The 23,278-nt window shown below is 44.6% G+C and carries 27 protein-coding genes; 9 read left to right on the top strand and 18 right to left on the bottom strand.

Going from position 1 to position 23,278, the window contains the following annotated elements; translation table 11 throughout:
* Window positions 1-256 precede the first annotated feature (256 nt).
* The 6 genes from JYB63_RS00005 to JYB63_RS00030 form a co-directional block, all read right to left on the bottom strand.
* A complete protein-coding gene (locus JYB63_RS00005; protein WP_205655695.1) occupies window positions 257-1,144 on the bottom strand; it encodes a zonular occludens toxin domain-containing protein in 888 nt (295 codons plus the stop codon).
* Window positions 1,145-1,146: 2 nt separating this feature from the next.
* Window positions 1,147-1,518, bottom strand: coding sequence for a DUF5455 family protein (locus JYB63_RS00010; protein ID WP_205655696.1), 372 nt, complete (start codon window positions 1,516-1,518; stop codon window positions 1,147-1,149).
* A 2-nt stretch (window positions 1,519-1,520) separates the two neighbouring features.
* Complete coding sequence (locus tag JYB63_RS00015; protein ID WP_205655697.1) at window positions 1,521-2,696, bottom strand: hypothetical protein; 1,176 nt, start codon at window positions 2,694-2,696, stop codon at window positions 1,521-1,523.
* Window positions 2,697-2,849: 153 nt separating this feature from the next.
* Entirely contained in the window at window positions 2,850-3,116 is a 267-nt protein-coding gene (locus JYB63_RS00020; RefSeq protein WP_205655698.1) for a major coat protein, read from the bottom strand.
* Window positions 3,117-3,257: 141 nt separating this feature from the next.
* Window positions 3,258-3,452, bottom strand: a complete 195-nt coding sequence (locus tag JYB63_RS00025) for a hypothetical protein (RefSeq protein ID WP_205655699.1) — start codon at window positions 3,450-3,452, stop codon at window positions 3,258-3,260.
* 24 nt (window positions 3,453-3,476) lie between these two features.
* Complete coding sequence (locus JYB63_RS00030; RefSeq protein WP_205655700.1) at window positions 3,477-3,779, bottom strand: hypothetical protein; 303 nt, start codon at window positions 3,777-3,779, stop codon at window positions 3,477-3,479.
* 460 nt (window positions 3,780-4,239) lie between these two features.
* On the opposite strand from JYB63_RS00030, the gene JYB63_RS00035 reads away from it, so the two are divergent.
* On the top strand, window positions 4,240-4,584 hold the full coding sequence (locus JYB63_RS00035; RefSeq protein WP_205655701.1) for a hypothetical protein: 345 nt from the start codon (window positions 4,240-4,242) through the stop codon (window positions 4,582-4,584).
* Window positions 4,585-4,714: 130 nt separating this feature from the next.
* Here JYB63_RS00035 and JYB63_RS00040 read toward each other — a convergent pair whose 3' ends face one another.
* Together JYB63_RS00040 and JYB63_RS00045 are read right to left on the bottom strand one after the other, a co-directional pair.
* The gene (locus JYB63_RS00040) at window positions 4,715-5,143 is read right to left on the bottom strand and encodes a hypothetical protein (protein ID WP_205655702.1); all 429 of its coding nucleotides are present in this window, start codon (window positions 5,141-5,143) and stop codon (window positions 4,715-4,717) included.
* Window positions 5,131-5,406, bottom strand: coding sequence for a hypothetical protein (locus JYB63_RS00045; protein WP_205655703.1), 276 nt, complete (start codon window positions 5,404-5,406; stop codon window positions 5,131-5,133). Before JYB63_RS00045 ends, JYB63_RS00040 begins: the two co-directional genes overlap by 13 nt.
* Before the next feature lie 113 nt (window positions 5,407-5,519).
* On the opposite strand from JYB63_RS00045, the gene JYB63_RS00050 reads away from it, so the two are divergent.
* Window positions 5,520-5,807: a hypothetical protein gene (locus JYB63_RS00050; protein ID WP_205655704.1), complete on the top strand. Its 288-nt coding sequence runs from the start codon at window positions 5,520-5,522 to the stop codon at window positions 5,805-5,807.
* 149 nt (window positions 5,808-5,956) lie between these two features.
* A complete protein-coding gene (locus JYB63_RS00055) occupies window positions 5,957-6,646 on the top strand; it encodes a hypothetical protein (RefSeq protein WP_205655705.1) in 690 nt (229 codons plus the stop codon).
* Window positions 6,647-6,678: 32 nt separating this feature from the next.
* On the opposite strand, the gene JYB63_RS00060 is transcribed toward JYB63_RS00055, so the two are convergent.
* The 6 genes from JYB63_RS00060 to JYB63_RS00085 all read right to left on the bottom strand — a co-directional run bounded on the left by JYB63_RS00060 (window position 6,679) and on the right by JYB63_RS00085 (window position 11,853).
* Entirely contained in the window at window positions 6,679-7,221 is a 543-nt protein-coding gene (locus JYB63_RS00060) for a DUF6988 family protein (RefSeq protein WP_205655706.1), read from the bottom strand.
* Window positions 7,222-7,299: 78 nt separating this feature from the next.
* Complete coding sequence (locus tag JYB63_RS00065) at window positions 7,300-8,898, bottom strand: LA2681 family HEPN domain-containing protein (RefSeq protein WP_243431812.1); 1,599 nt, start codon at window positions 8,896-8,898, stop codon at window positions 7,300-7,302.
* A gap of 11 nt (window positions 8,899-8,909) precedes the next feature.
* Entirely contained in the window at window positions 8,910-9,455 is a 546-nt protein-coding gene (locus JYB63_RS00070) for a hypothetical protein (protein WP_205655708.1), read from the bottom strand.
* Window positions 9,456-9,521: 66 nt separating this feature from the next.
* Window positions 9,522-9,866 (bottom strand): hypothetical protein, encoded by a 345-nt coding sequence (locus tag JYB63_RS00075; protein WP_205655709.1) that lies wholly within the window; start codon window positions 9,864-9,866, stop codon window positions 9,522-9,524.
* 118 nt (window positions 9,867-9,984) lie between these two features.
* Window positions 9,985-10,761: a hypothetical protein gene (locus tag JYB63_RS00080; protein ID WP_205655710.1), complete on the bottom strand. Its 777-nt coding sequence runs from the start codon at window positions 10,759-10,761 to the stop codon at window positions 9,985-9,987.
* 18 nt (window positions 10,762-10,779) lie between these two features.
* On the bottom strand, window positions 10,780-11,853 hold the full coding sequence (locus JYB63_RS00085) for a hypothetical protein (protein ID WP_205655711.1): 1,074 nt from the start codon (window positions 11,851-11,853) through the stop codon (window positions 10,780-10,782).
* 124 nt (window positions 11,854-11,977) lie between these two features.
* On the opposite strand from JYB63_RS00085, the gene JYB63_RS00090 reads away from it, so the two are divergent.
* Both JYB63_RS00090 and JYB63_RS00095 read left to right on the top strand, forming a co-directional pair.
* Window positions 11,978-12,991 (top strand): phage integrase, encoded by a 1,014-nt coding sequence (locus JYB63_RS00090; protein WP_205655712.1) that lies wholly within the window; start codon window positions 11,978-11,980, stop codon window positions 12,989-12,991.
* A gap of 193 nt (window positions 12,992-13,184) precedes the next feature.
* Window positions 13,185-13,448, top strand: coding sequence for a glutaredoxin family protein (locus tag JYB63_RS00095; RefSeq protein WP_243431759.1), 264 nt, complete (start codon window positions 13,185-13,187; stop codon window positions 13,446-13,448).
* Here the strand turns inward: JYB63_RS00095 and JYB63_RS00100 are convergent.
* Both JYB63_RS00100 and JYB63_RS00105 read right to left on the bottom strand, forming a co-directional pair.
* Window positions 13,445-14,272, bottom strand: a complete 828-nt coding sequence (locus tag JYB63_RS00100) for a TatD family hydrolase (protein ID WP_205655713.1) — start codon at window positions 14,270-14,272, stop codon at window positions 13,445-13,447. The two genes, JYB63_RS00095 and JYB63_RS00100, sit on opposite strands and share 4 nt — an antisense overlap.
* A 12-nt stretch (window positions 14,273-14,284) precedes the next feature.
* Window positions 14,285-16,306 (bottom strand): transglycosylase SLT domain-containing protein, encoded by a 2,022-nt coding sequence (locus JYB63_RS00105; protein ID WP_205655714.1) that lies wholly within the window; start codon window positions 16,304-16,306, stop codon window positions 14,285-14,287.
* A gap of 201 nt (window positions 16,307-16,507) precedes the next feature.
* Between JYB63_RS00105 and JYB63_RS00110 the strand changes: the two genes are divergently transcribed.
* Complete coding sequence (locus JYB63_RS00110; protein ID WP_205655715.1) at window positions 16,508-18,397, top strand: ATP-binding cassette domain-containing protein; 1,890 nt, start codon at window positions 16,508-16,510, stop codon at window positions 18,395-18,397.
* Window positions 18,398-18,420: 23 nt separating this feature from the next.
* Here JYB63_RS00110 and JYB63_RS00115 read toward each other — a convergent pair whose 3' ends face one another.
* Window positions 18,421-18,861 carry a universal stress protein gene (locus JYB63_RS00115; protein WP_205655716.1) on the bottom strand — a complete coding sequence of 147 codons (441 nt, stop codon included), beginning with the start codon at window positions 18,859-18,861 and terminating at the stop codon, window positions 18,421-18,423.
* Between the two features lie 120 nt (window positions 18,862-18,981).
* Here JYB63_RS00115 and JYB63_RS00120 point away from each other — a divergent pair, with 120 nt between their 5' ends.
* On the top strand, window positions 18,982-19,488 hold the full coding sequence (locus tag JYB63_RS00120) for a hypothetical protein (protein ID WP_205655717.1): 507 nt from the start codon (window positions 18,982-18,984) through the stop codon (window positions 19,486-19,488).
* Window positions 19,488-19,709 carry a DUF1653 domain-containing protein gene (locus tag JYB63_RS00125; protein WP_205655718.1) on the top strand — a complete coding sequence of 74 codons (222 nt, stop codon included), beginning with the start codon at window positions 19,488-19,490 and terminating at the stop codon, window positions 19,707-19,709. Before JYB63_RS00120 ends, JYB63_RS00125 begins: the two co-directional genes overlap by 1 nt.
* Here JYB63_RS00125 and JYB63_RS00130 read toward each other — a convergent pair.
* On the bottom strand, window positions 19,706-20,398 hold the full coding sequence (locus JYB63_RS00130; RefSeq protein ID WP_205655719.1) for a DNA topoisomerase I: 693 nt from the start codon (window positions 20,396-20,398) through the stop codon (window positions 19,706-19,708). The genes JYB63_RS00125 and JYB63_RS00130 overlap by 4 nt on opposite strands.
* A 202-nt stretch (window positions 20,399-20,600) precedes the next feature.
* Here JYB63_RS00130 and topA point away from each other — a divergent pair, with 202 nt between their 5' ends.
* Window positions 20,601-23,264: a type I DNA topoisomerase gene (gene topA / locus JYB63_RS00135; RefSeq protein ID WP_205655720.1), complete on the top strand. Its 2,664-nt coding sequence runs from the start codon at window positions 20,601-20,603 to the stop codon at window positions 23,262-23,264.
* The last annotated feature ends 14 nt before the right edge of the window (window positions 23,265-23,278 follow it).

The raw sequence follows: 23,278 nt of genomic DNA on the forward strand, positions 1-23,278 counted from the left end.
AACGCTGAAAATGTTGTTTGCTCATTAGATGCCCCTAATGTGTATCGAGTTGTTTTAGGTTGTATCGGGAATGTTGGTTAGTTTTATCAAACGTGCTACACAGGCCGTTTCCGCGCCCCGCGTGCTGGCCTCAGGGATGCTGCGCACCCGTCGTCCAGCCCGCAGGTCGTGTAACAGGCTGTATGGCTGCCTGGCTGCAGCTGCGCAGTCGATTGCAGATACCTCAATAGCGCCTCATCCACAGGCCGGACGTTGTTCATACGGGCGGCTCAATGAAGTAACGGCGTGTGGAAGGAAACAGCATAAATACGAGATAACCGATCTCGAATATCAGGGTGATTAGTGCCCGTTCTATCCGCTTCAGAATGGGTACCCGGGGCGGCAGCTTGTAACCGACTAGATGCCATGGGGTTAACAGGCAATGGAGTCCAGCGTTTTCATGGTGGTTAGTGGCCCATGTGGGGGAGTAATCAGGACTCAGTGTTTGGGCGGTGTTGTAGATCATTTTCACGGAGCTGGCGGAGTAGTTGCGGACTTCCAGGACTAAGCCGTCTGTGGAGTAGCCATCTCTGAAGGTGACCCGGTGTATCTTAGGGAAGGTCAGGGCTTTGCCTGTAATGCGCCGGAACAGACCACCAAGAATAGGGATTGGGATACGGGACATGTCTCTGCAGTATCCGGTTTCCTGTGCCAGTCCTTCCCGGATCTGCTTATCCACCATGTCGATATGCTGAACAATAAACCATGCGTCCCAACCTTTTTTCCGGAGCAAGACCAGGAACTGAATCATCCGGGTGCGTTCTTTACTGGCAAAGTTACGGGTGTTCAGGAACTGCGCGAGTTCATCTAACAGCAACAGTGAGTTTTGGTTTTCATCATAATCAGGACCAGGGCGATAGGAGCCATCCGGGCCAAGTACGAGGGTAGGATTCCCCAGGGGGAGCATTTCCAGATCTTCCGGTGTTGGATGGTCCGGTAAGCGGTAGATCCGGGTATCTTTATTGTATTTGTTAGAGAAGTGTTCCGGATACAGGTCGACATTGGTCGCGACCATCTTTTTCTTCTTCAGGCACACAGCAGCATGGCCAACAGCCACCAGTGTTTTACCTGTACCGAGTTTGCCGGTCACGAAGCGAAATTCCATGTTCAGCCTCCTGGAAGTTGTGGTCGGGACAGGAAGCCTGATGCGTTGGAGGGCGGACTGACAAACATGCCGCCGTAGATCAGCATCAGGTGGTAATCCAAAACAGAGCGAGCAATGCGGGCCGTGATCAATGCGGCAATGCAGATTGGCGCCTGCGCCGGCACGAACCACGACATGGCGATGTCGAGGTAGTCATTGGTAAAGAAGTTCAGGGTACCGATGGCGCCCTGTACCACGACGAAGAAGGTGGATACACCGGTGATGATAGCGGCGATAAGCATCATCTTATAGGCGATATCCATACGGTGAGCAGAGGCGGCGGACGAGAAGCCGGCTTCAAACAGGTTACGCAGCAATTCAGATAGACGGTTCATAACTATACTCCTGGTTTACGGTTGCCCAGGATCAGCCAGGCAATGCCAAACATGGTGATAACGGAGATAAACCAGCCGGTGATTTCTTTCATTTCACCTAACTTGCGGCACTGAGATCTGGATGGAAACAGCACGGATGCTCCTTCCCAGTCGAAGGTAATGGTTCTGCAGGATGATGAGTAAGAGAGACCAAAGTCAGGCAGGCTAAAGTCAGGCAGGTCCGGAAGTGAGCCAAAGAACAAAGTTAGCGGGTTGTAGTCTTCCGGTCGGGTGTATTTATCATCGGTAGGCGCATCTACTTTTACTTCTGTTTCATCGATCTTAATTGGATCGACAACCGTAACCTTTTGGATGTTTTCTTCTGTAGCCGATTCTCTGCCCGCTTCTTCAACAGTAGCTGATTCCAAGCCTTCAGCGAGTTTGATGCGATCAGCTTCAGCCTGTAACGCTTCAGCCAACTCAGGCGTAATCAACGGAGATCCTGCTAAATCTTCAAAGAACTGACGCCGCTGAGCAGGGGTTAGTTGATTAAACGCTTCAATCATAAGGTCGTTTTGCACATCCAAAGGAAGCGGTTCACCAGGCACCATAGGCACTGTTTCGTCTCTGCAAACAGAGTAATTACGTGGCGGGTTAGTGCAGGAAAGTTTTACTGCCTGGACATATTTAGAATTCGTACCGCGGCTACACCATGTTCCACCGGCAGAGGCTAGCCCATAAACAGAGCCTGCTGCACAGGCTTCAGACGCTGTTTTTCCTCTTAGAGGTGGTAAGCCATAGACTGGTGCTTCCCAGAAATATCCGGCGGTGTATCCCGGATCAGGTTGTTCTTGCTCAGTGATCTGCCCCCTTAACTCATTAATGACGTACCCTGCAGCAGCGGCAGCAGCAAGTGCAGCGGCTTTTAAAGCCTGTTGGGCAGGGTTACCACGCTTGGTCATCTCAAGTAGTTTCTTAGGGTTGTAGGTCACCCGCTCAGTTTTGAAGGTTTCTTTGCCGGAAGGAAACCGGACACGACTTGTGGAGTAGTCCACCTTAATGTTACCCCGTGAGTCGACATCCACGCCGGTGACTTGCTTCGGCCGAATCGTAACGGATGTATCCTGTGCAAATACGGATACGGGAGAAAGAAGCGAGAGCAATGAAAGCAGTAATAGTAGTTTGCGCATATCAGTCATCCCTGATCCTGATCACGGGCCAGCCGCCAGAAGATTACGGCGATCAGAAACCCAATAATGAATAACGAACTCATAACGACACCTCACAAAATCCAGAGGTAAAAAAAGGGGCGCGGATAGCCCGAGCCCCTTTGAAAGCCGGGCGTAACAGATTTAGATCTGTGAGCCGAAGCGCTTGAACAGTTTGAAGATAACCAGCGCCCCGAAGAGCGTGATCACTACCGGCCACACCAGATCAGCCAGATCCAGACCATCCTGTTGAATCGCAGCCAGCTGTGTACCGATCGCTGCCGGTAACGCCGCTGCAGCTTCCTGCATCGTCATTCCCATCGCGATAAAACCAGCCACCACTGAGCGGACTTTTTTGTTAGCAACCAGAGCGCTAACCGCGGCATTTTGCTTCTTCACAAAATTAGGCATAGGAGCCTCCTTTACAGTTTTTCTAACCATTGTTTGAAGTACGTTATAAGGACAGCACTGCCCCAGCCGAGTCCGAACGCCCCAAGAATGTGGCCGCTGTACTCAGCGAGAAATTGATCTAACGCCAAACCAACCTCCCATTCATCTCAACGAGCCAGCCACGAAGCCTAAGCAGTACGCGAGGCCTAACGTGGATTGCACGATGATTGAATTTGTTTCCTCAGAGACTTCGGCAAAAATCTCAGCGCTTTCGGCCTGAGTGAGCGCTAAAGCGGGATCACTGAAGGCCAACACGGCAAAGATGCTGCCGAAGAAACCGAGGAGGAAATATTTCATAGGGATAACCTAAGCAACGTCTGCTTAAGACTGTGCAGGGCGCTGCTTAGCTGCCGCTTCAGTCTTTGGCTTGATCGACACCAGCTTGAAGGCCATCTTTTGCTGAGCGCCTGCTACGGGCTTGGCAACAATGTCGCATTCGCACGGCAGCACGTTACGCAGCTGTTCGACCACGGTGTAATCAGCGGTCATTTTCATGATCTCCAGACCGCACACGTCCGGGTTTTCACCGTCACTAGGTTGGGTCAGGAAGATGGATGCACCCTGGTTGCCGTCCATGCTGTAACGCTTTGCCTGAATGACGGTGCCGGTAAAATTCATGTTCATAGTGTTCACCTGTAAATGTTGGGTTTGCGCAGCGCAGAGCGCGGCAAGTCTTCTACGTTGAGTAATTCAGTGAAATCCCTTTGCGCAGGTTCACTGGGTTTGAAATCGTGTTTAAAGATCACGCCACAAGGGCACGCAAGTAGGGTGGCAGTAGAGTTATAAGCACTAACCCGATCGCAACGTTTGCAATAATGAAAAACGTCTCGAACATCGCTGCCTTCAGTGACTGGGGAGTAGGTCCGAAAATCACAAAACTCACGAAATTGCTGAGCAACGTTAAGTGATAGATCAAGATCGATGTGGCCAGGAGTGTCAGCCAGTACTACAGATCGAGTTCTGCAGGTGCATTCTCCATTAGTGCCTCCACATAGCAGGCAGTAGCCACGTTCAGCAGCGGAGAGGATGTCTGAGCGTTTCATCCGTGTGTGCATGTCGACTCCCTGTCGTTACGTTGTTCTTTATGAATGCTAATGCATTCGTGATGGCCTCTTTGCCGGCCGGGCAGGCTATCCGTCTGGAGTGGAATGCTTACGGGGCATTCAAATCCATCCAGACAGCTTTATACATGGCCGTGACCCATGCAGTTTTCGCAGAGGGTGGAATAGCCGGCAGCATCAGTGATATCGCCGAAGCCCTCGCATTCAGTGCATTCGTTGCCTTCTTCTGTGGCATAAGGCTTGAAAACTTGTCCGGTGCCATCGCAATACATGCAATCATTTCCGTATTCCACCGTTCCGGTGCCACTGCAGCAGCTGCAGTCACTGGCTTCCATGTTCATATGTGTGTCCTTACATGCCGTAAGTAACCCGCTCATCTCCGGCATGAGTAAGTGAGCGGGGGCAGTTTTTTACACGGATGCCAGCCGTTAAATTATCGTGGAGAGGGCATTCCCCACGCCCCAGCACGTAACGAACGCTTGTTACCTGCGAAGGCTTTCATCGTTCAGTTACCTGCATTTGCGGAGAGGGTTGATAGCTCGTGAAGAGCTTTAAATTCTGACGCACAATGTTTAGTTGTCGGTTCCATTGCTGCAGCTGCTTGTCCGTTTCTTCAAAGGTGGCTTTGCCTGAAATGATGTCTTCAAAGAACAGGTAAGAAGCCATTTGCCGGTGATGAATACGGGCAGAAGTACGTTTAATCGCTGCGAAAACAGCAAAAGTAGCAAGCTGGGTGTAATTAGAGAGCGGCCCACATATGAGTAAGCGAACTCCCTGGCCTCCGAGAAATTCAAGGTCGATTTGTGCACCTTGTTTATTCAGGCAGAACACTTCAGCAGATAGTTCGGAGAACATAACTGCTAACTGACTGACCTGATTCGTAGACGGATGTATTTCTGGAATTGTTGGGACTGTTAACTGATCCATGTCTTAGCCTCCCGTTCACAGTGTTGGTAGAGTGCAACCATGTTGATATAGCGGGTAGGGCGCTTTCCCGGCATGCGGGGCGCGAGTACAACGACGGGCAGTTCACCACGGTCCATAAGGGTGGTAATGGTATTTTTAGCAATGCCGGTGAGTTCGGCGAATTTAACAGGGCGGAGTAGTGGAGAACCAACGCGTTTTAATTGCTCGAAAAGCGCATGATTCATCACGGTATCCATACCGTTTGTTTGAGATTGAGCGTCCATGCCTATATCCTCAACTTTAGCCAGATTGAGTCTTTATATAACGTGAGAATATATTGCGATAAATATTCTAGAGATACAAGTATCGTAAGAATAAATCTCGATATTAATTTTTTATGAAACGAGAAAATTTAATAAAATTAATAGATTATGTTGGAAGCTCCCCAAGAAAGAGATTTACAGAGTTTGAAGATAAAACGGGGATTAACAAGGATACTCTAAAGCAGTTCTATCATGGTAAACAAAAACTAAACCATGAAAACATCAATCAAATACATGAAGCATTTCCTGAATATGTATATTGGTTAGCAACAGGGAAGACTATTCCAGAAGCAGGGCAAATAAGTCCGGAGCTGGACAAGATCGTAGAGACCTACGAAGACACAGGGATGGATACACAGTAGCGCAAAGGATACGGGAACGCTGGCTATCCTAGCCAACGGGGCGCAACACAGGGACTCAGGGAGTGAAGTCATGGTAATCGATGGTAATAATTTCTATAAGAAGCAAATAGCAAGAAAAATAGATCGATTTACAACATGGTTTATAAATAATGTCTGATATAAATAATCAAAACTCTATTAGTAGAGTTATGTCAATCATTCCTTTCCTAAGTCTGTTATTTATATTTTCAAGTATTCTACACATAGTAGTATACTGGTATCACTTTAATATAACCCCTTTATCTTATATTGGAATAAGTGATGTTCTTTCTTATTCTGAAACATTTCTGCTATTTGTTTTTATTACATTAGCTTTTGTAATGGCTAATGAAGTATTTATTAGTGATAAACATAGTTCAACAATACCTAATGGCAATATTAAAAAAATAATTTTACTTTTTATTGTTGTAATTGCTGTTTGTATGCTGCTTAGTGTTAAATATAAACTATTTACAGCAGTTGTATATGCTATAGCTTTATTACCAATTAGATATTTAATAAATTCAAATATTCTTAAAGAAATCTCAAATAAAAATATGATAAGGACATTTATCATATCATCTTTAGTTATATTACCTACACATGCTATTAATTGGGGAATTCATTCCTCTAGACAGGTTTATGAAAGTGAAAGTGATTTTATTAAGTTTGAAAGTACAGAGTGTTATGCTGGATGTAGATTTATAGGTAAGCTTGGAGGCTATATTGGAGTGCTCAATTATAAAAATGAAACAGTGATGTATAGAGCAGATACGATTGGAAAAATTACTTTTATGGTAAATAGAATTGAGTTTGATTAAACCAGATAAAACACAGTAAGTTGTTTATATGTTTAATTTTTTATTTTCAATTCCTGAAAATAAGATAATAATTCAGGATTGTCTGACTTTTCTAAAGCATACAAAACAGAAATTATTGCGAGATTATAAGATAAAGTAAGCTGTTGAATAAGTTCTTCTTCAGAAAATGATTCTTTTAGTTCATTTTCTGAAAACCTAGAATTTATTTGTTCAAAGCCTCCATGTGTATATCCATTCAACTTTTTAGAAAGAGTACCGCTTAAATTTGAATATAAATCAGTATTACTTTTAGTATTCAAACTCTGTAACATGTCATAAAGCCTTTTTTTGACTTTATAATTAGTAAATTCATATAACTCTTTTTCAGTAGCGCACTGATCAAAATAAAGAGATCTAATTAGTGCTTCATATTGGCATCTTAAAAGAGCAACAGCAGAAGCACTCATATTGTAATTGATTAAAGTGATTATCGAGCCAAAATGTTCTAGTGACAAATGAAGAAGGCCAAAAGATATTTTCGACCTTAAACCATCTGGAATAACAATTCCATTCATTCTAACGTCAATTTCTGTCATTAAGGTCTTTGATTTTTTTAGCAAAGAAATCATAAATAATTATCACTTATATAAATATAATTAAATCTACAGACAATACTAGAGGTAGTCTTTTTTTGTAATAATTCTAGGTATTGTTAAATCGTTTTTCGAGCTATTTTTTTCTAAACTAGATTTCTCTCTTACAGTGAATACAAATGAAAATATTGCTGATCTTGTTATGCTTAACAACTGCTCTAAGTGACTTATAAACTCTTCTTCACTAATAAACCTGATATTTTTAATTAAACTATATGAGTTATATATATCATCTAAGCATGAAGAGCGATAAACTACTAAAAACTTGTGTTCTAAATCATTTCTCCATGATTTATAAAAAGATAGCTCGCCGTTTTTTTTATCATTTAAATCTGTTGCAATACTATATAAAGACAATAACCCTGGAGATTTTATTTTATTAAATTTTTCTCTCCTGTTACCATTATCTAATTGCCAGAAGCTAGGAAAGTATACGAGACCATTAGGCGGGTGTATATCATATAAATCACATATAGCAGCCCCTATCCTATCTAATATCCCAAAACAAACTCTGAATGAAGTTCTTAGCTTTTCAACATCAATACCTAAAATCTCATTATTTAATAATTCAGAAAAGCAGGATTCATGCATTTCAGAATAATTAGATTCCTTCTCAATATATTCATAATACAATTTTCTTGAAAAAGAAAACTCAGATTTTAGCCTATTTAAAACCATCTCCATAGGCACAATAAAGTCTCCTTTCAAACCGGTCTTTGAAGGAATGGTTAAGTCGTCTCTGGCACTTGCTAAACAAGGGCAATATAATGAATGCTCAGACAAGGTTAAATTATTTTTCAAATAAAACCTTCTTGAATTAGATAAAGATTCAAACTCGTTTTTTGTTTTTATATGGTCACTATCATCAGGATCTATTTTTTTACTTTTAAGTATGTCATTTAGCTTAGCGTCGTTGTACTTTAGTTTTAAATTTAATGACTCTATCAACGTTTGATAAAGTTGTCCTGAGTTTATTGCATTTTTATACCCCAGGCTTACTTGATGCATTAACTCTATAGTAAATGTATTAGATATTTGATTGAGAAGAATCAAAGAATCTGATCGACCAATCCAAGCGTTAGGGTGCTGACTATTTAATTTTATAGCTTTGTCATAGCAGGAAATTGCTTCCGTTACTCTAAATTGTTTGTCTAAACAAATTCCTAAATTAACTAAATACTCATAAGGTAATTTCTCTTCTTCTAATGATAAAACTATAGATTTCCAAAGTAGGTTTTTGATCTCGACGAGTTTTTCAATAGATGAAAAATCTAATTCAAAAGAGTTTTTTGTGTTAAGTAAGTTCGACTTACCATTACTTAAGTTATAATAATATGCGTGTTCATAAGAAATTTTTAAAATATCGTCCTTAAATTTATGAAGTAACCCTACTCCAAATATTGAAGATCTTTTCTTAAACTTTGAATTAAAAGACCCGATATCTATAAATAATGCTGCTATGTTATTTATTGAAGCATAAAAAATATCATTTCTTTTATTGTTTTTTATTCGCTTATATATTCTATACGTAGATTTGAATGAAGATTCAATAAATCCTCTATCTATATCTTTACTTATAAAGTCAAATTCTTCATCAATGCTTAAATAACTTTCATCCATGTTTTTCACTATCAATGCCCGCTTGATTCTATACTTATTAATTTATCATTGTTTATAAGAATCCTAGTTTCATTTGAGAGTATTAAAGTTTTATTATTTAAGTGTCTTGTGACAACCATTCCTTTAATATTAATTAATTCATCCCCTTTCATAAAACTTACAGTTGATACTTTATTATTGGATATCACGTTATATGACTCGCCTTCATCTATACCTGAAATTAGAGAGACCACAGAAAAAAACATAACCAAGAAAAACAGCTCTATAAATAGCTTTAACTTGAGTCCTTCAATTTTAGTCAATGTAACTGTTATTGATGTAACTATAAAAAAACATAAAGTGATAATTGGATCAACAAAAACGATTTGTAGTGCACTAATGAACCCTTGTGTAGAAATATAGTATTTATTATAAGCCATTAAATTGGCTGGTATATCTAAACCAATGAAATATCCTTTTAAATAAGACCAGCCAATTATATAAAGCGATACGGAAACCAAGGCAGTAAATAAAACCATGATTTTAAGTAGTAATATAGAGTCTGATTTTGAATTCATTATTAAACAACCGTAAAATATGATGATTAATGATATATTTGCTGTTAATAAAAGCTAAATTACTAATTAATACCCAGTCGATATATATCTTGCATACGCCTTACATGCTTTAGCCATTTCAGTTTTAGATGTATCTGTTCGAAACTGATTATGTGCAACTTTCCATTCCTCACAGGCTTTTCGTAGCTTATGTGCTGTTGATGTTTTCTTTCGCTCACTTTCTAAACGTATCTGCTGCTGACGCTGTTTTTCTGTCTGTTCAGCTATAGCTGCATTTCTTTCTTGCTTCAGTTGATTTAAAGCCTGTGAGGCCTGATACGCCATATACTGACTGGTAGCGTAGTTTGAGAGCAGATTGCCAGCGGCAACGCCTAAGGTGATTATGAAAAATAAAGTCAGGTATTTAGTCACAATGAAAGTCCTTATTTATCGTGCTGCTTAACACGTATTTTCCTTATAAATAATTCTTCACCTTTATTTACATTAATCTTTACTATATGCGGGCTGTTTTAAATGGTATCCCAAGTTATTACGACACTAAATTTTCATTTGAGCCTGATTTTACCGCTGAGAATATTGTTTCAAATACCTTGTCTATAATCGGATCAAGCTCTGAAAATGACTCTTTATATGAATCTTGGCTAGTATTTTTTATTAGCTTTTTACATTTTCGATAAGTAAAGTAACCACAGTTTTTGGATAATAATATGACATCATCGTCAAGTTTTTTAGATAGAGATGAAAGAAAATCGATATACTGTGATTTTGATAAGTCTTCCACAAGCGAGCCTACCCACTCGGGTGATTCATTATCTAATACTGTAGAAGGGATTTCATCAGTATAGCGTTTACTGACTTGTGCAATCATTTCTAATTTTTCTTGGCCACGTAAATAGAATGCGAGTACAGGGTTATCTGTACTAAGCTCCGATAACGCTTCTTCAAATGAAGGAACTAATTTTGAATCAATATCAATACTATTGGCTTCATAAAGGTTATCTAAGTGACCTTTAATGATTGGAGATATCATCGTAGCAATCATTTGTTTATCAAAAGGCTTGTATTTTTTTTCAATTCTTTCAAATGTATGGTCTAAATAGTCTTCAAGTATCTGATCTGTGTTAACAATTGAGTTGCTGATTGCATGTCTCATCTCTAAAAGAAGATATAATACTTTTCTAGCACTTCTTTTACTTTGAGATCTGTTTTTTAGAAAGTAACCAGCACCAGCTAATATTGATGAAAAGCAAATGCCACCAAGTGCAATAAAAGCGGCTATGATTTTTGCGTCCATTCCCCAAATCATAATTACAACTCCTTTTGTTTATTCTTTACTTTTCGTCTTCAGTAGTGATGTTACTGAGTTAATAATTGTATTTGTAGTTTCGGTGTTGGATTTGGCTCTCTCTAATTCTACAGTTGTCTGTCCTTTTTCAAGAACAAAATTTCTTTCAGTTTTCAATAGGCTTTCTACTGACTTATTAATAGAGGCCAGGTTTTTAGTCAAGTAAGAAGTTTCCAAAGCTATTAACTTGGATTCGAGATTAGTTAGTTCATTTTGAAAATACTTTATTTCTGACAATCCATCTTTATAAAGTCTAAGGAAAAAGTATGCAAAAATTTCAAGAAAAATAACTAATAGGATTCTTGGTAGTAATGGTAAAAATAAATTTCTTAAGAACTTGTTATTTGACTCATTGTTTTCTGAGGCTAGTTCTTTTAAAAGTGTAGATGTATCAATAATATCTACAGTATCCCATAACAAATATAGTCCGCCAGCAGTAATTGACATTCCTATCATCAAGTTAATATTAGACCTAAGCCTTAAATCTGAAATTTCTCTGTATATTCGGTTTTTTATTCCTAGAATTGATGATCTTAATTTTTCTTGTTCAGTATTTTTTGTTAATTCATCTTTAAATGCTTTAGATTCATTGGTGAAAATGTTTTTGATTGCATCAATTGTAGCATTGTCTACAATCCTTGATAAAATATCTTCCTTTTCTTGCGGGGTGATATTGCTAGTGTTTTTTAGTTTTATTATTTCTGAGTTAAGGTTTTCAATTTTTATTTTTAAGGAAGAGGTATCATAGTCTTTTGATGAGGTGTTTGTTTTAGATTTTGAAAAAAGTGCAGTTGCAACTTTTGCGGGATTGCCTGATTGTAAATAGTTTAAAAATAGTAAAATAATAGATAGGAATGTGAATATGAAAAATAAAACCTTAGAATATCCCATCAATAACTCAAACTGTGGATCATTTAACCCAGAATTGATCCATGCTTTATAGAAAACCTTATCTGAAAATACTAAGTCATTTAGAAGAAATAAAAACAAACTGATTGTTATTGAAAGTACAGTAGCATTTCTCATTATGCTATTTCGAATAGAGTTAGACACGTGCATATCCATTATTTGTAAAAGTCATATTTTGTCGTAACAGGCAGTGAGCCATTTAACACATTTTTTTGGTATAAAACAGTATCATCTTGGTATCAGTTGCTAGATTTGCCAGGGAAAGGCTATGACTATCAAAAAGAAAGGTTCTGCCTGGTTCGTGGATGTGCGGCCAGAGGGCAGAGCAGGGAAGCGTGTTACCCGTAAATTCACTACAAAGGCTGAAGCTGTTCGGTTTGAGTCTTTTGTCATTTCACAGGCTGCTGCGAATAAAGCCTGGAATCCTTCCCAGCAAGATAAACGTCGTTTATCTGAGCTGATTGAGCTGTGGAATGAAGGGCATGCTAAAACGCTGTCTAGCGGGGCTGTTCGTTATGCTCTGCTGGTCAGGTGGTGTAAGGATCTGAATGACCCTGTGGCGGCTTCTGTGCGGCCTGAGCATTTAATTCGTTGGCGGTCTGAGCGATTGGCCGTGTTAAAGGCAACGACGGTTAACATCGAGCTGCAGGCGGTTAAGAGTTTGTTTAACTGGTTACAGAAGGCTCAGCTGGTTGAGTTTCCTAATCCTGCTGCACATATTCAGGCGATTAAGGTTGCTGAAGTAGAGCGGCCGTTTTTGTCTCAGGCTGAAGTGGCGCATTTTTATTCGCAACTCTCTTCGGCTCCAGGGGAGGACATCGCAGTTATCGCGCAGACATGTTTGGAAACAGGGGCACGCTGGAGTGAGGTGGAAAAGATCCAGTGGGAGCATGTCCGTGAGGATCGTCTGATTTTTACGAATACCAAGAGTAAGAAGACGCGTACAGTGCCGATCCGGCCTGAGTTGTATGTGTTGCTTTGTGGTTGTGGTAACCGTTCTGCGAAGCGTTTATTCGGGAGCAGGGCAGAAACTGCCCGAAAGTGGCTAAACCGCTTATGGGACTTACCAGACGGTATTTCGACGCACATTCTTCGCCATACCTTCGCTAGTCACTTTGTGATGGCAGGGGGCAATATTCTGACGCTGCAGCGAATTCTCGGGCATAGCAAGATTGATATGACTATGCGGTATGCTCACCTGGCGCCATCTCACTTACAGGAGGTGCTTTCCCTTAACCCAGGTGTGCTACTTGAGAAAAAGTGGAGAGTTTGTGGAAAGTGATTTTGTGAGGGATCAAATTTGATATTGGATTCAGGGGCTTAGATTTTTCGTGGAACTTTAGTGACATTTCTATGAATGGTCATGCACAAAGAGAGATTTCAGGCAGGTGTTTCGCAACGAGTAAGGGGGAGCTTGTCTGTACTTGCTGCATGACAGCCCCTAAAATGCCATTTTTTTCAACAGGCAGTCGGTTATGCGTAAGTTTTTATTGATGGGCACAGAGGGATGTCATCTGTGTGATGATGCTGCAGCAATTGTAGTGGCAACGCTTGATCCTGCATTGCACGAAGCAGAGCTGGTGGATATTGCTTTTGAAGATGAGTATATGACCCGCTATGCCGTGCGTATTCCGGTTCTGCTTGATGAAGCCAGTGGTAAAGAGCTGGACTGGCCTTTCGACCAGCCCGCTTTACAGGACTTCCTGCATGGGCTGGAGATCTGTGAGCAGGGGAGTTAAACCCGGTTCTGCAGGTTAAAAAATGTAAGGCTGGTTGCGCGGCTCTCCCGGGCGACCTGCTCAGCGGTTTTGCCGACCAGTTCAGCGACAACCTGCAGGATATGTGGCAGGTTCAGCGGGGTGTTGCGCCGGCTTTTGGGTTTTGGGCGAATGTCTCTTGGTAACAGGTATGGCGCATCTGTTTCCAGCATCAGGCGGTCTGCAGGAATGTCTTTCAGCAGAGGGTGCAGATGACTGCCGCGGCGCTCGTCGCAGATCCATCCCGTAATTCCAATATACAGATCCAGATCCAGATAGTTGTACAGTTCTTCCCGGGTACCGGTAAAGCAGTGGGCAACCCCGCCACTGATGTGCTCACGGAAGGCGGAGAGCATTTCAAGCTGTTTCTGATGAGCATCCCGTTCGTGTAAAAACAAGGGAAGGCCTGTTTCTGCTGCCAGTTCCAGTTGTTGTTCAAACGCGTATATCTGTGCTTCCGGTGGTGAGAAGTTACGGTTGAAATCCAGGCCTGTCTCGCCAACAGCGACTACCTTGTCTTCCTTCAAAAGCTGGCGTAATTGCTCTGTTGTGTCGGCGCTGTATTCACTGGCTGAATGAGGGTGTACACCGGCAGTAGTGAACAGCGGCACACTACTCTGCTGACACATCTCCAGGCACTGATGGTTCTCAGGCATGTTAGTGCCGGTAAGAATCAGGGGGGAGACGCCAGCGAGTGCTGCCTGCTCAGCCACTTCGTGCCAGTCTTTGCTAAAGCTGGAATCACTGAGGTTAACACCTATATCGATCAGCACCTGATCGGCATTCTGTGGGGTAAATGTTCGCATCAGCTGAAAATCTTAATAAGCACTCAGTTGCTGTTTAATCTGCTTGCGCAGGGTTTTGCTTTGCTTTGCACCGACGGCATCCTGAAGAGCCAGCTCAAAAGCCGGTTGTTCTAAGGAGTGCTTTGATTCGCCGGCAATGCTGGCATAGATAGCGTGATAAGCAATGACGTTGCGGACATACTTATTGGTTTCCCTGAAAGGGATTGTTTCTACCCAGATGTCCATCGGCAGATGTCCGCGTGCCTTCAGCCACTGATCAACCCGGTGTGGACCGGCATTGTAGGCAGCTGTTGCCAGTATCTGGTTGCCCTTAAAGCGTTTCTGCATCTGTGCCAGGTAAGCACTGCCAAGGTTAATGTTGATTACCGGTCGGTTCAGGTCAGCGACGCCTTTGTATTTGACGTCAAACCTTTTGGCAGTTTGCTTAGCGGTTTTAGGCATCAGTTGCATCAGACCACGGGCGCCGGCGCTGGAGCGTACGGTGACCTGATAGGCACTTTCCTGACGGGCGACAGCCCGTGCCCAGTTGGTATCAATTTCCAGTTCGGCAGCCATTTTGTCGAAGATCTTGGTATAAGGGGCCGGAAAACGAATGTCGATCGCATCCCATACCCGGGCTTTTGCTGCACCGCGGATAGCCTGGTCATGCCAGCCCCACTGGTGCGCCAGAGTGGCTGCGGTATAGTAAGTGTCTGAGTCAGCATTTTGAGTGATGCGATTCCACTCTCGCCGGGCCAGATAATGTTCGTTTTGTTTATAGAGCTCAAACATGCGCTTAAAGGCAGGCGTTTCCGCCAGTTTATTCAGCTCCGTGCCGGCAGGTTTTGTCTCTGTCGGGTTGAGGCTGAAAGGACGGTTCAGAATATCCGCCGCCAGTAAACCGTAGTAACTGCGTTCTTTACTGAGGGATACAAATGCCTGTGAGGCCGCAGGTGTCAAACCCTGAGTGTGGCTCGCGGCAAGGGTGCGCCAGTACACCCATCGTTCATTGTTTTGGATATCTTCAGGAAGATTAGTGATCAGGCGGTGTACTTCCTGCCAGTCTTCTTTTACCAGTGCCGTACGAAACAGACGGTTCTGAATAGTTTCGTCCAGGTTGTTTCCTAGCTGTTCTATCAGCTTCAGTGCGCCTTTAGGGGCCTTACTTTCCAACCGTGAAGCCAGTCTGCGATTCAGTGATTCTTTTCGCTTAGGGGCGAGTTCCAGGGTGTCACGAACTTTCAGCCAGGTTTTGGCTGCAGCAGCGGGGTCGTTAAGGCTGAGACGGGTCAGGCCGTAGAGGTACGTTTCACGGTTGGCCAACGTATCGCCTTTCAGGGCGTTCTTTTTTGTCAGCAGTTCAGGGTTCGCCTGAATTTTATAAAAACGATCGATGACAGCTTTATCCTGTTTGTCTGTGATAAAGCGGCGTAAATACTTAGCCAGTGACATTTGTTTGGCTGCAACGCTCTTCCAGAAACGGGAGGTAGCCAGTGCGGAAGACGGGCCGCCTTTGGTTTTCTGCCAGTGTTCGAAACTGCTGTCACAGGCATCAGGACGGGAGTGGCCTATATTCCAGAAGGCTTCTATGCCAGCAATGGCTTTATCTTTATGCCCCGTCTCCATCAGTGCATGGCGGCGATAGCATTCATATTTTTCACTGCCGTTTATGCCTGACTTGGCCAGTGCCGGTAGGTAGGCTTTCCAGCGTTTCTGGCGAATCAGTTGATTTAGCCAACGTTGCTGAAGTTGTGTGGTGACGGGAACATCCGGGTATTGTTTGCCAAATGCAGTAATCTGCTTCTGGGATACGCTGGCCAGTTGCTTACTGAGCTGGGCTGCTTCGACGTAGGGGAGCAGGGGATAGTCAGCGAGTTTTGCCTTGATTGAGTCAAGTTTGCCAAACTCAGATGCTTTTATGGATTGCTTGGCGTCTTTATAAAGTTGCCGTTGCTGGTCAAGGGTTGTGGCGGAGAGTTGGCTACAAAACAGGCCTAAACTCAGACCAATGACGCTGAAAAAATTATTACGATAAAACATTTGCCTGGCCAGCATGGTTAACAATCCTTGCCGATAAAATAACGATGTACCGAGTGTCTACGAAGCCCCTGTAAGATGCAAGCGACGTGTTATAGCAACACTGGATGTCCTTTTCTCTGAGGCCGGTAATATAGCAGTTTATGAGCGCGCTGCAGGGGTGTTTAATTTATTTTTTTCAGTAGAATAGGCGCCTGATTTTATACAGGTGGACGATTGATGGCGTTAATCAGACTAGAAAAAGTTTCCGTTGCCTTTGGTGATAAACATTTACTTGATCAGGTGGATTTCCAGCTGGAAAAAGGCGAGCGGGTTGCACTGGTCGGGCTGAACGGTGCCGGTAAGTCAACCTTACTGAAAGTTATCGCCCGTCATCAGGCGACCGATGACGGTGAGCTGTGGCGGGACGGTGGTGCGGTTATTGCCGAATTACCTCAAGCCTTGCCTGCGGCAGATGAACGAAAAGTCCGTGACGTGATCGCTGAAGGTCTGGGCGATGCTTATCAGTTGGTATTGCGTTACCACGAGTTGGCGGGCCAGTTTGATGATGTAGCAATGAATGAAATGACCCGCCTGCAGCATCAGATTGAAGAAGTGGATGGCTGGCAGCTGGAGTTACGTATTGAGCAGATTCTGGAACGACTGGGGTTGGATGGCGATGTACTGATGTCTTCCCTCTCCGGAGGTTGGCGCCGCCGGGCCGCGCTGGGTGCCGCACTGGTTCAGTCGCCGGATGTACTGTTGCTGGATGAGCCTACCAACCACCTGGACATTGAAACCATTGAGTGGCTTGAGAAACAGTTGCTTGAGTTTAAAGGCGGTGTGCTGTTTATCTCGCACGACCGTTCACTGGTCGAACGTCTGGCAACCCGGATTATTGAGCTGGACCGGGGCACCCTGACCTCTTTCCCGGGCAGTTATCAGACGTATCTGGATCAGAAAGAGAAGTTGCTGGAGGAAGAAGCCCGCAACAATGCACTGTTTGATAAAAAACTGGCGGAAGAAGAAAAATGGATCCGGCAGGGAATTAAAGCGCGCCGTACCCGCAATGAAGGTCGGGTGCGGGCGTTGAAAGCATTACGGGTTGAGCGTTCTGAGCGGCGTAACCGACAGGGCAAAGCGAAGTTTAATCTGGAGCAGGCAGACCGTTCAGGTAAGCTGGTGGTTGAAGTTTCAGATGTGTGTCAGAGCTTTAAAGGCGCGCCGGTCATAAAAGATTTCTCGGTCCGGATGCAACGGGGTGACCGTATTGGCCTGATCGGGCCGAACGGTGTAGGCAAGAGTACACTGCTCAAGATCCTGCTGGGCGAGTTAACACCGGACAGCGGTGAAGTGCGTCAGGGTTCAAATCTGGAAGTGGCTTACTTTGATCAGTTACGGGGTCAGCTGAAACCTGAACAGACAATCATTGATAATATTTCTGAAGGCCGGGAGAGCATTACCATCAATGGTAAATCCCGTCATATTATCAGTTATCTGGGTGACTTCCTGTTTACACCTGAGCGGGCCAGAACGCCGGTTAAAGCCCTTTCCGGGGGAGAGTGTAACCGGGTAATGCTGGCGAAGCTGTTTTCTCAGCCAGCTAACCTTCTGGTGCTTGATGAGCCAACCAATGATCTGGACATTGAAACTCTGGAGTTGCTTGAAGAGATTCTGATGGAGTTCAGTGGTACTTTGTTGCTGGTCAGTCACGACCGTGCATTCCTGGATAACGTGGTTACTTCAACACTTGTCTTTGAAGGTAACGGGCATATTCAGGAATATGTGGGGGGATATCAGGACTGGTTACGGCAGCGGCCTGATCCTGCTAAACAGCAGCCAGCTCCACAGAAAAAGGTGGCAGAAGCACCAGCCGAAGTAGCTAAGCCGGCAGCAGAGAAACAGAAAAAACTCAGCTATAAGCTGCAACGCGAGCTTGATCAGTTGCCTGAACAGCTTGAACAGGCTGAGGCAGAACTGGCCCGCTTGCACGAAGTGACCAGTGCGGGTGATTTTTATAGTGGTGACAGGGATGTGGTTGCCAAAACGCTGGAGGAGTTACAGCAGCAAGAAGCTGAAGTGGAGCGTTTGATGGAGCGTTGGGTAGAGCTTGAAGCAATGCAGGGCTGAATACAGCCCTGCTTTACAGTGCGTTATTCTTCCTCAGTCAGACGAATGGCCAGAACGTCGCAGTTAGCGCCGTGTAATACGCCGTTTGCGGTGGAACCCAGCAGTAGCGCAAGGCCCTGGCGGCCATGGCTGCCGACAACAATCAGGTCACAGTTTGTTTCTTCGGCTATACGGTGAATTTCACTCTCTGTATGGCCGCTGACGATGTGCTGGTGCTTGATGGGGTAGTCCAGAGCGGCGCTGAATTTGCGGATTTTTTCCTGAGCGTGTTCATCCAGTTGTTCCTGGATAGCGGTGAGGTCCATGGGGACATCGCCGCCATATGCAAAACTCAGGGGTTCTATCACATGGATCAGTGACAGATCGGATTGGCAGCTTTGCGCAATGATGCGCACTTTCTCCACCAGTTGGTGGGATGCTTCAGACAGGTCTACAGCAAGCAGAATATGGTTATAAATGCTCATATGTTTTGATTCCCTGTTGTTTCCTGTATCTCAGAATAGCATAAGAGAAATATTGTAAAACATGAGAGATGTCAAATATCTAGGCGTTTTTATCTCGCGATTTTAAGGAGAGTATAGGTAATGAAATGGGCGATTATTATCCTTGTCATGATGTCGCTGGTAGGCTCGATGATGTGGGTTTTGCCAAGTAAGCGGGAGCGCTTTCAGGCGCAGCTTCGGCAGTTGGCAATGCGAAAAGGTTTTAATGTTCAGCTGGCGCAGGTGAAACCACCGCGGGCCAGTGGTGAGATTGAGCAGGAAAGTTTTAATTCGCCGGTTTATCGTCTGCCACGCACAAATATTTCCCGTAAGGAACGGGAAGGCTTCATCCAGTGGCAGGTGTATAAACAAGTTGCGCTGGCCGCAGAAGGTTTACCTGAAGGTTGGTGCTGGGGGGAAGGTGAACGTAAGCTCTCAGAGTCTCAGCTTGAGCAACTGTCGGTACTGATCAGTGATTTACCGGAAGGTGCTGTTGCGATTGAATCAGACCCTGTTCATCTGAGCGTATTCTGGGATGAACGTGGTGATCTGAATGATCTGGACCGGATTCAGGATGCGATGCAATCAGTTATTGAGGAAAAATTTTAATGTCAGATTCAGTGGAATTAAAACCGGGGAAATATCGTCACTATAAAGGTGCTGAGTATGAAGTAATCAGTGTCGCCCGGCATTCTGAAACAGAAGAATATCTGGTGGTTTATCGCCAGTGTTATGGTGATGAATTGTTATGGGTTCGTCCCTACGATATGTTTATTGAAACTGTAACCGTTGATGGCAAAACCGTACCGCGTTTTGCATTTGAAGGTTAACCGGATACTTCACTTGGGTTTTTAGTTGTTTCCGGTGGGTTGCGGGCCGCAGTGATAAGTTTGTCGAGCTTTTCCAGGCGGTCTTTTTTCTTTTTCTGCGGCACGCTGGTTTTGGTAATAATGGCTTTGGCATGTTTGAAGTGAGATAAGGCAATGAGGTGGTCTTCCTGCTCCAGATAGTCATTGCCCTGCTGGATGTGAGCATCCGCAAATACGCATACATGCAGCCAGTATAAGTCGTGCTGATAATGGCGAACCTGAGTAGGGGTCAGCATCCGCATTTTTGCCATTTCAACGAATATCTGTTCAGCGTGGCTGATGAACAGCTGGGCCCGTTTCAGGGCTTTGTCACTGCTGAAGTTCCCGGGCACAACCTGAGTATTATCATTGGTATCTTTAAGGTTGCTGATTTCCGCCAGCAGGTCAGAATCCGGTGCGAGTTGGGATATTTCTTCGATAAGGTGTGTGACGAATACGCTAAGCTTATCGATAATTTCTTTGCGGCAACTGGCTTCACGCAGTACGGTAATAGTGTTTAACGCCAGTTCAGATTTGCGGCGCAGCTCTCTCAGGCGCTTGATACGGGCTTCTTCTCGCTGTTCCCGGGATGCGATAAAGTGGTTGATACAAATGGCAATAAAACCAATTGTGGCAACGGTCAGTAAGATAATCAGGTTGTCTTGCAGCATATTCTCAGGTAGTTGTAATTATATGCGAATAAAGAGTGTCGCTATTGTACCTGCCAAATCATGATCTGGCATATACCCTGTTGAAATAGATTTTAATAATTGAACCTGTAATTTTAATCAGAAGCTTGACCCTTTAGGTTTGAGACATTATATATGCACGCTGATTTGAGTTGCTGATTATATCCTCTAAGGATTTTTGTATATGGGTAAGTCCCTCGTTATTGTGGAGTCTCCGGCGAAAGCCAAGACGATTAACAAATATTTAGGTAGCGATTTTGTCGTTAAATCCAGTGTGGGACACATACGTGATTTGCCCACCAGTGGTTCAGCGAGTGCGTCTAAATCTGATCCCAAAGAGCGCGCCAGGCAGGCCGCACTTACCCGTAAAATGTCACCTGAAGAAAAGGTGAAACATAAAGCTAAAAAAGCAAAAACCCAACTGATTGCCCGTATGGGCGTGGACCCGGAAAAGGACTGGTTGGCGCAATATGAGATTCTGCCGGGTAAAGAAAAAGTTGTTGATGAACTGAAGCGCCTGGCGAAAAACGCTGACACTATCTATCTCGCGACCGATTTGGATAGAGAGGGTGAGGCTATTGCGTGGCACCTGCGTGAAGCGATTGGCGGGGAAGATGACCGTTACCGCCGGGTGGTATTTAACGAGATTACCAAGAAGTCTATTCAGGAAGCGTTTAAGCAACCAAGCGAACTGGATATGAGCCGTGTGAATGCTCAGCAGGCGCGGCGTTTTCTGGACCGTGTTGTGGGCTATATGGTTTCACCACTGCTGTGGGAAAAGGTTGCCCGTGGTCTGTCTGCCGGCCGTGTGCAATCTGTAGTTGTGCGCTTGGTCGTTGAGCGTGAACAGGAGATTCGCAGTTTCATTCCGGAAGAGTTCTGGGAAATGCATCTGGATGCCAGTTCCGGGGCGAAAGAAGCACTGCGTCTGCAGGTGAACAAATATCAGGATAAGGCTTACCGGCCGACCAGTGAAGCTGAGAGTGATCAGTATAAAGCGCTGATCAGCCAGTCGCCGTTAGAAGTTGCTCAGCGTCAGGACCGGCCGACCAGCAGTAAGCCTTCCGCACCGTTTATTACGTCAACATTGCAGCAGGCAGCAAGTACCCGGCTGAATTTTGGTGTTAAGAAGACCATGATGATGGCCCAGCGACTGTATGAAGCGGGTTACATTACCTATATGCGTACGGACTCGACCAATCTGAGTACTGAGGCTGTCGCTGCCTGCCGTGATTACATTCAGGATAATTACGGTGATAAGTATTTGCCTGAGGCGCCGAACCGCTACAGCAGCAAAGAAGGTGCACAGGAAGCACACGAGGCAATCCGTCCGTCGGATGTTACGGTTGAGGCAACGTCACTGAAAGGTATGGAGCGGGATGCAGAGCGTCTGTATGAGCTTATCCGTCGTCAGTTTATTGCCTGTCAGATGATGCCTGCTCTGTACACCAGTACACGTATTACCGTTAAGGCTGGAGAGTTCGAACTGTCCACTAAGGGGCGGATCCTGCGCTTTGATGGCTATACCCGGGTACTGGCCAAAGCGAAAGCGGATGATGATGTGATTTTGCCGGACGTGCAGCAGGGAGATACCCTGAAGCTGGAAAACATTGATCCCAAACAGCACTTCACCAAGCCTTCACCACGTTATACCGAAGCGTCTCTGGTTAAGGAGCTTGAAAAGCGCGGTATAGGCCGTCCGTCAACTTATGTGCCTATTATCTCGACGATTCAGGACCGTGGTTATGTTGAGTCGCAGAATCGCCGCTTCTATGCGCAGAAGATGGGTGACATTGTTACCGAGCGTCTGGTTGAGAACTTTACTGATCTGATGGATTACGGCTTTACGGCCCGTATGGAAGAAGCGCTGGATGATATCGCTAACGGCGAAGCAGACTGGAAAGTATTGCTGAATCAGTTCTACAACGGTTTCGTAAACCGTCTGGAAATTGCCCAGCAGCCTGAAGGTGGAATGCGGCCTAACTCGCCGACAGCAACCGATATTCCGTGTACCACCTGTGGCCGTGAAATGATGATCCGGACCGGTACAACAGGTGTCTTCCTGGGTTGTTCTGGCTATGCACTGCCCCCTAAAGAACGCTGTAAATCGACCATGAACCTGATTCACGGCGATGAGGTGGTCAGTGTTGACGGCGATGATGAAGAAGAATCCCGAATTCTGATTAACAAGCACCGTTGCAAGATCTGTGATACTGCAATGGACAGCTACCTGATTGATGAGCAGCGTAAATTGCATATCTGCGGTAACAACCCGGATTGCAGTGGTTTTGAGGTAGAGCAGGGCAGCTACAAGATCAAAGGCTATGACGGTCCTGTAATTGACTGTGATAAATGTGGCGCAGAAATGCAGCTGAAAACCGGCCGGTTCGGTAAATTCTTTGGTTGTACGGCTGAGGGCTGTAAAAATACCCGTAAGCTGCTCAAGAGTGGTGAAGCTGCGCCGCCGAAGATGGATCCGGTGCCTATGCCTGAGCTGGCCTGTGAGAAGGTTGAAGACACTTATGTGCTGCGTGATGGTGCATCAGGATTATTCCTGGCTGCCAGCCAGTTCCCGCGGAAACGGGAAACCCGTGCACCGAAGATCAGCGAATTACTGCCGCATCAGAGTGAAATTGATCCGAAATACAGTTTTTTGTTCAGTGCACCTGTTCAGGATGATGAAGGTAACCCGAGCATTGTCCGTTATAGCCGCAAAACCAAAGAACAGTACGTCATGACTGAGGTGGATGGTAAGGCGACAGGATGGCGGGCTTTTTATCAGGGTAACAGCTGGGTGGTTGAAGCTGCTAAGGCAAAACCAAAGGCTAAAGCGAAAGCTAAGAAGTAAACGTCTACACTTAG

The organism is Aliamphritea spongicola (assembly GCF_017051665.1).
GTDB lineage: Bacteria > Pseudomonadota > Gammaproteobacteria > Pseudomonadales > Balneatricaceae > Amphritea > Amphritea spongicola.

Coding starts and splice junctions, on each gene's coding strand:
- JYB63_RS00115 (WP_205655716.1), bottom strand. CDS start 18,861: ATGAGCATTTATAACCATATTCTGCTTGCTGTAGACCTGTCTGAAGCA.
- JYB63_RS00050 (WP_205655704.1), top strand. CDS start 5,520: ATGAAACGAGAAAATTTAATAAAATTAATAGATTATGTTGGAAGCTCC.
- JYB63_RS00015 (WP_205655697.1), bottom strand. CDS start 2,696: ATGACTGATATGCGCAAACTACTATTACTGCTTTCATTGCTCTCGCTT.
- JYB63_RS00130 (WP_205655719.1), bottom strand. CDS start 20,398: ATGCTGCAAGACAACCTGATTATCTTACTGACCGTTGCCACAATTGGT.
- JYB63_RS00100 (WP_205655713.1), bottom strand. CDS start 14,272: ATGCGAACATTTACCCCACAGAATGCCGATCAGGTGCTGATCGATATA.
- JYB63_RS00055 (WP_205655705.1), top strand. CDS start 5,957: ATGTCTGATATAAATAATCAAAACTCTATTAGTAGAGTTATGTCAATC.
- JYB63_RS00010 (WP_205655696.1), bottom strand. CDS start 1,518: ATGAACCGTCTATCTGAATTGCTGCGTAACCTGTTTGAAGCCGGCTTC.
- JYB63_RS00035 (WP_205655701.1), top strand. CDS start 4,240: ATGAATGCTAATGCATTCGTGATGGCCTCTTTGCCGGCCGGGCAGGCT.
- JYB63_RS00125 (WP_205655718.1), top strand. CDS start 19,488: ATGTCAGATTCAGTGGAATTAAAACCGGGGAAATATCGTCACTATAAA.
- JYB63_RS00110 (WP_205655715.1), top strand. CDS start 16,508: ATGGCGTTAATCAGACTAGAAAAAGTTTCCGTTGCCTTTGGTGATAAA.
- JYB63_RS00105 (WP_205655714.1), bottom strand. CDS start 16,306: ATGCTGGCCAGGCAAATGTTTTATCGTAATAATTTTTTCAGCGTCATT.
- JYB63_RS00095 (WP_243431759.1), top strand. CDS start 13,185: ATGCGTAAGTTTTTATTGATGGGCACAGAGGGATGTCATCTGTGTGAT.
- JYB63_RS00070 (WP_205655708.1), bottom strand. CDS start 9,455: ATGAATTCAAAATCAGACTCTATATTACTACTTAAAATCATGGTTTTA.
- topA (WP_205655720.1), top strand. CDS start 20,601: ATGGGTAAGTCCCTCGTTATTGTGGAGTCTCCGGCGAAAGCCAAGACG.
- JYB63_RS00090 (WP_205655712.1), top strand. CDS start 11,978: ATGACTATCAAAAAGAAAGGTTCTGCCTGGTTCGTGGATGTGCGGCCA.
- JYB63_RS00045 (WP_205655703.1), bottom strand. CDS start 5,406: ATGGACGCTCAATCTCAAACAAACGGTATGGATACCGTGATGAATCAT.
- JYB63_RS00120 (WP_205655717.1), top strand. CDS start 18,982: ATGAAATGGGCGATTATTATCCTTGTCATGATGTCGCTGGTAGGCTCG.
- JYB63_RS00080 (WP_205655710.1), bottom strand. CDS start 10,761: ATGATTTGGGGAATGGACGCAAAAATCATAGCCGCTTTTATTGCACTT.
- JYB63_RS00060 (WP_205655706.1), bottom strand. CDS start 7,221: ATGACAGAAATTGACGTTAGAATGAATGGAATTGTTATTCCAGATGGT.
- JYB63_RS00025 (WP_205655699.1), bottom strand. CDS start 3,452: ATGAAATATTTCCTCCTCGGTTTCTTCGGCAGCATCTTTGCCGTGTTG.
- JYB63_RS00040 (WP_205655702.1), bottom strand. CDS start 5,143: ATGGATCAGTTAACAGTCCCAACAATTCCAGAAATACATCCGTCTACG.
- JYB63_RS00030 (WP_205655700.1), bottom strand. CDS start 3,779: ATGAACATGAATTTTACCGGCACCGTCATTCAGGCAAAGCGTTACAGC.
- JYB63_RS00005 (WP_205655695.1), bottom strand. CDS start 1,144: ATGGAATTTCGCTTCGTGACCGGCAAACTCGGTACAGGTAAAACACTG.
- JYB63_RS00020 (WP_205655698.1), bottom strand. CDS start 3,116: ATGCCTAATTTTGTGAAGAAGCAAAATGCCGCGGTTAGCGCTCTGGTT.
- JYB63_RS00065 (WP_243431812.1), bottom strand. CDS start 8,898: ATGGATGAAAGTTATTTAAGCATTGATGAAGAATTTGACTTTATAAGT.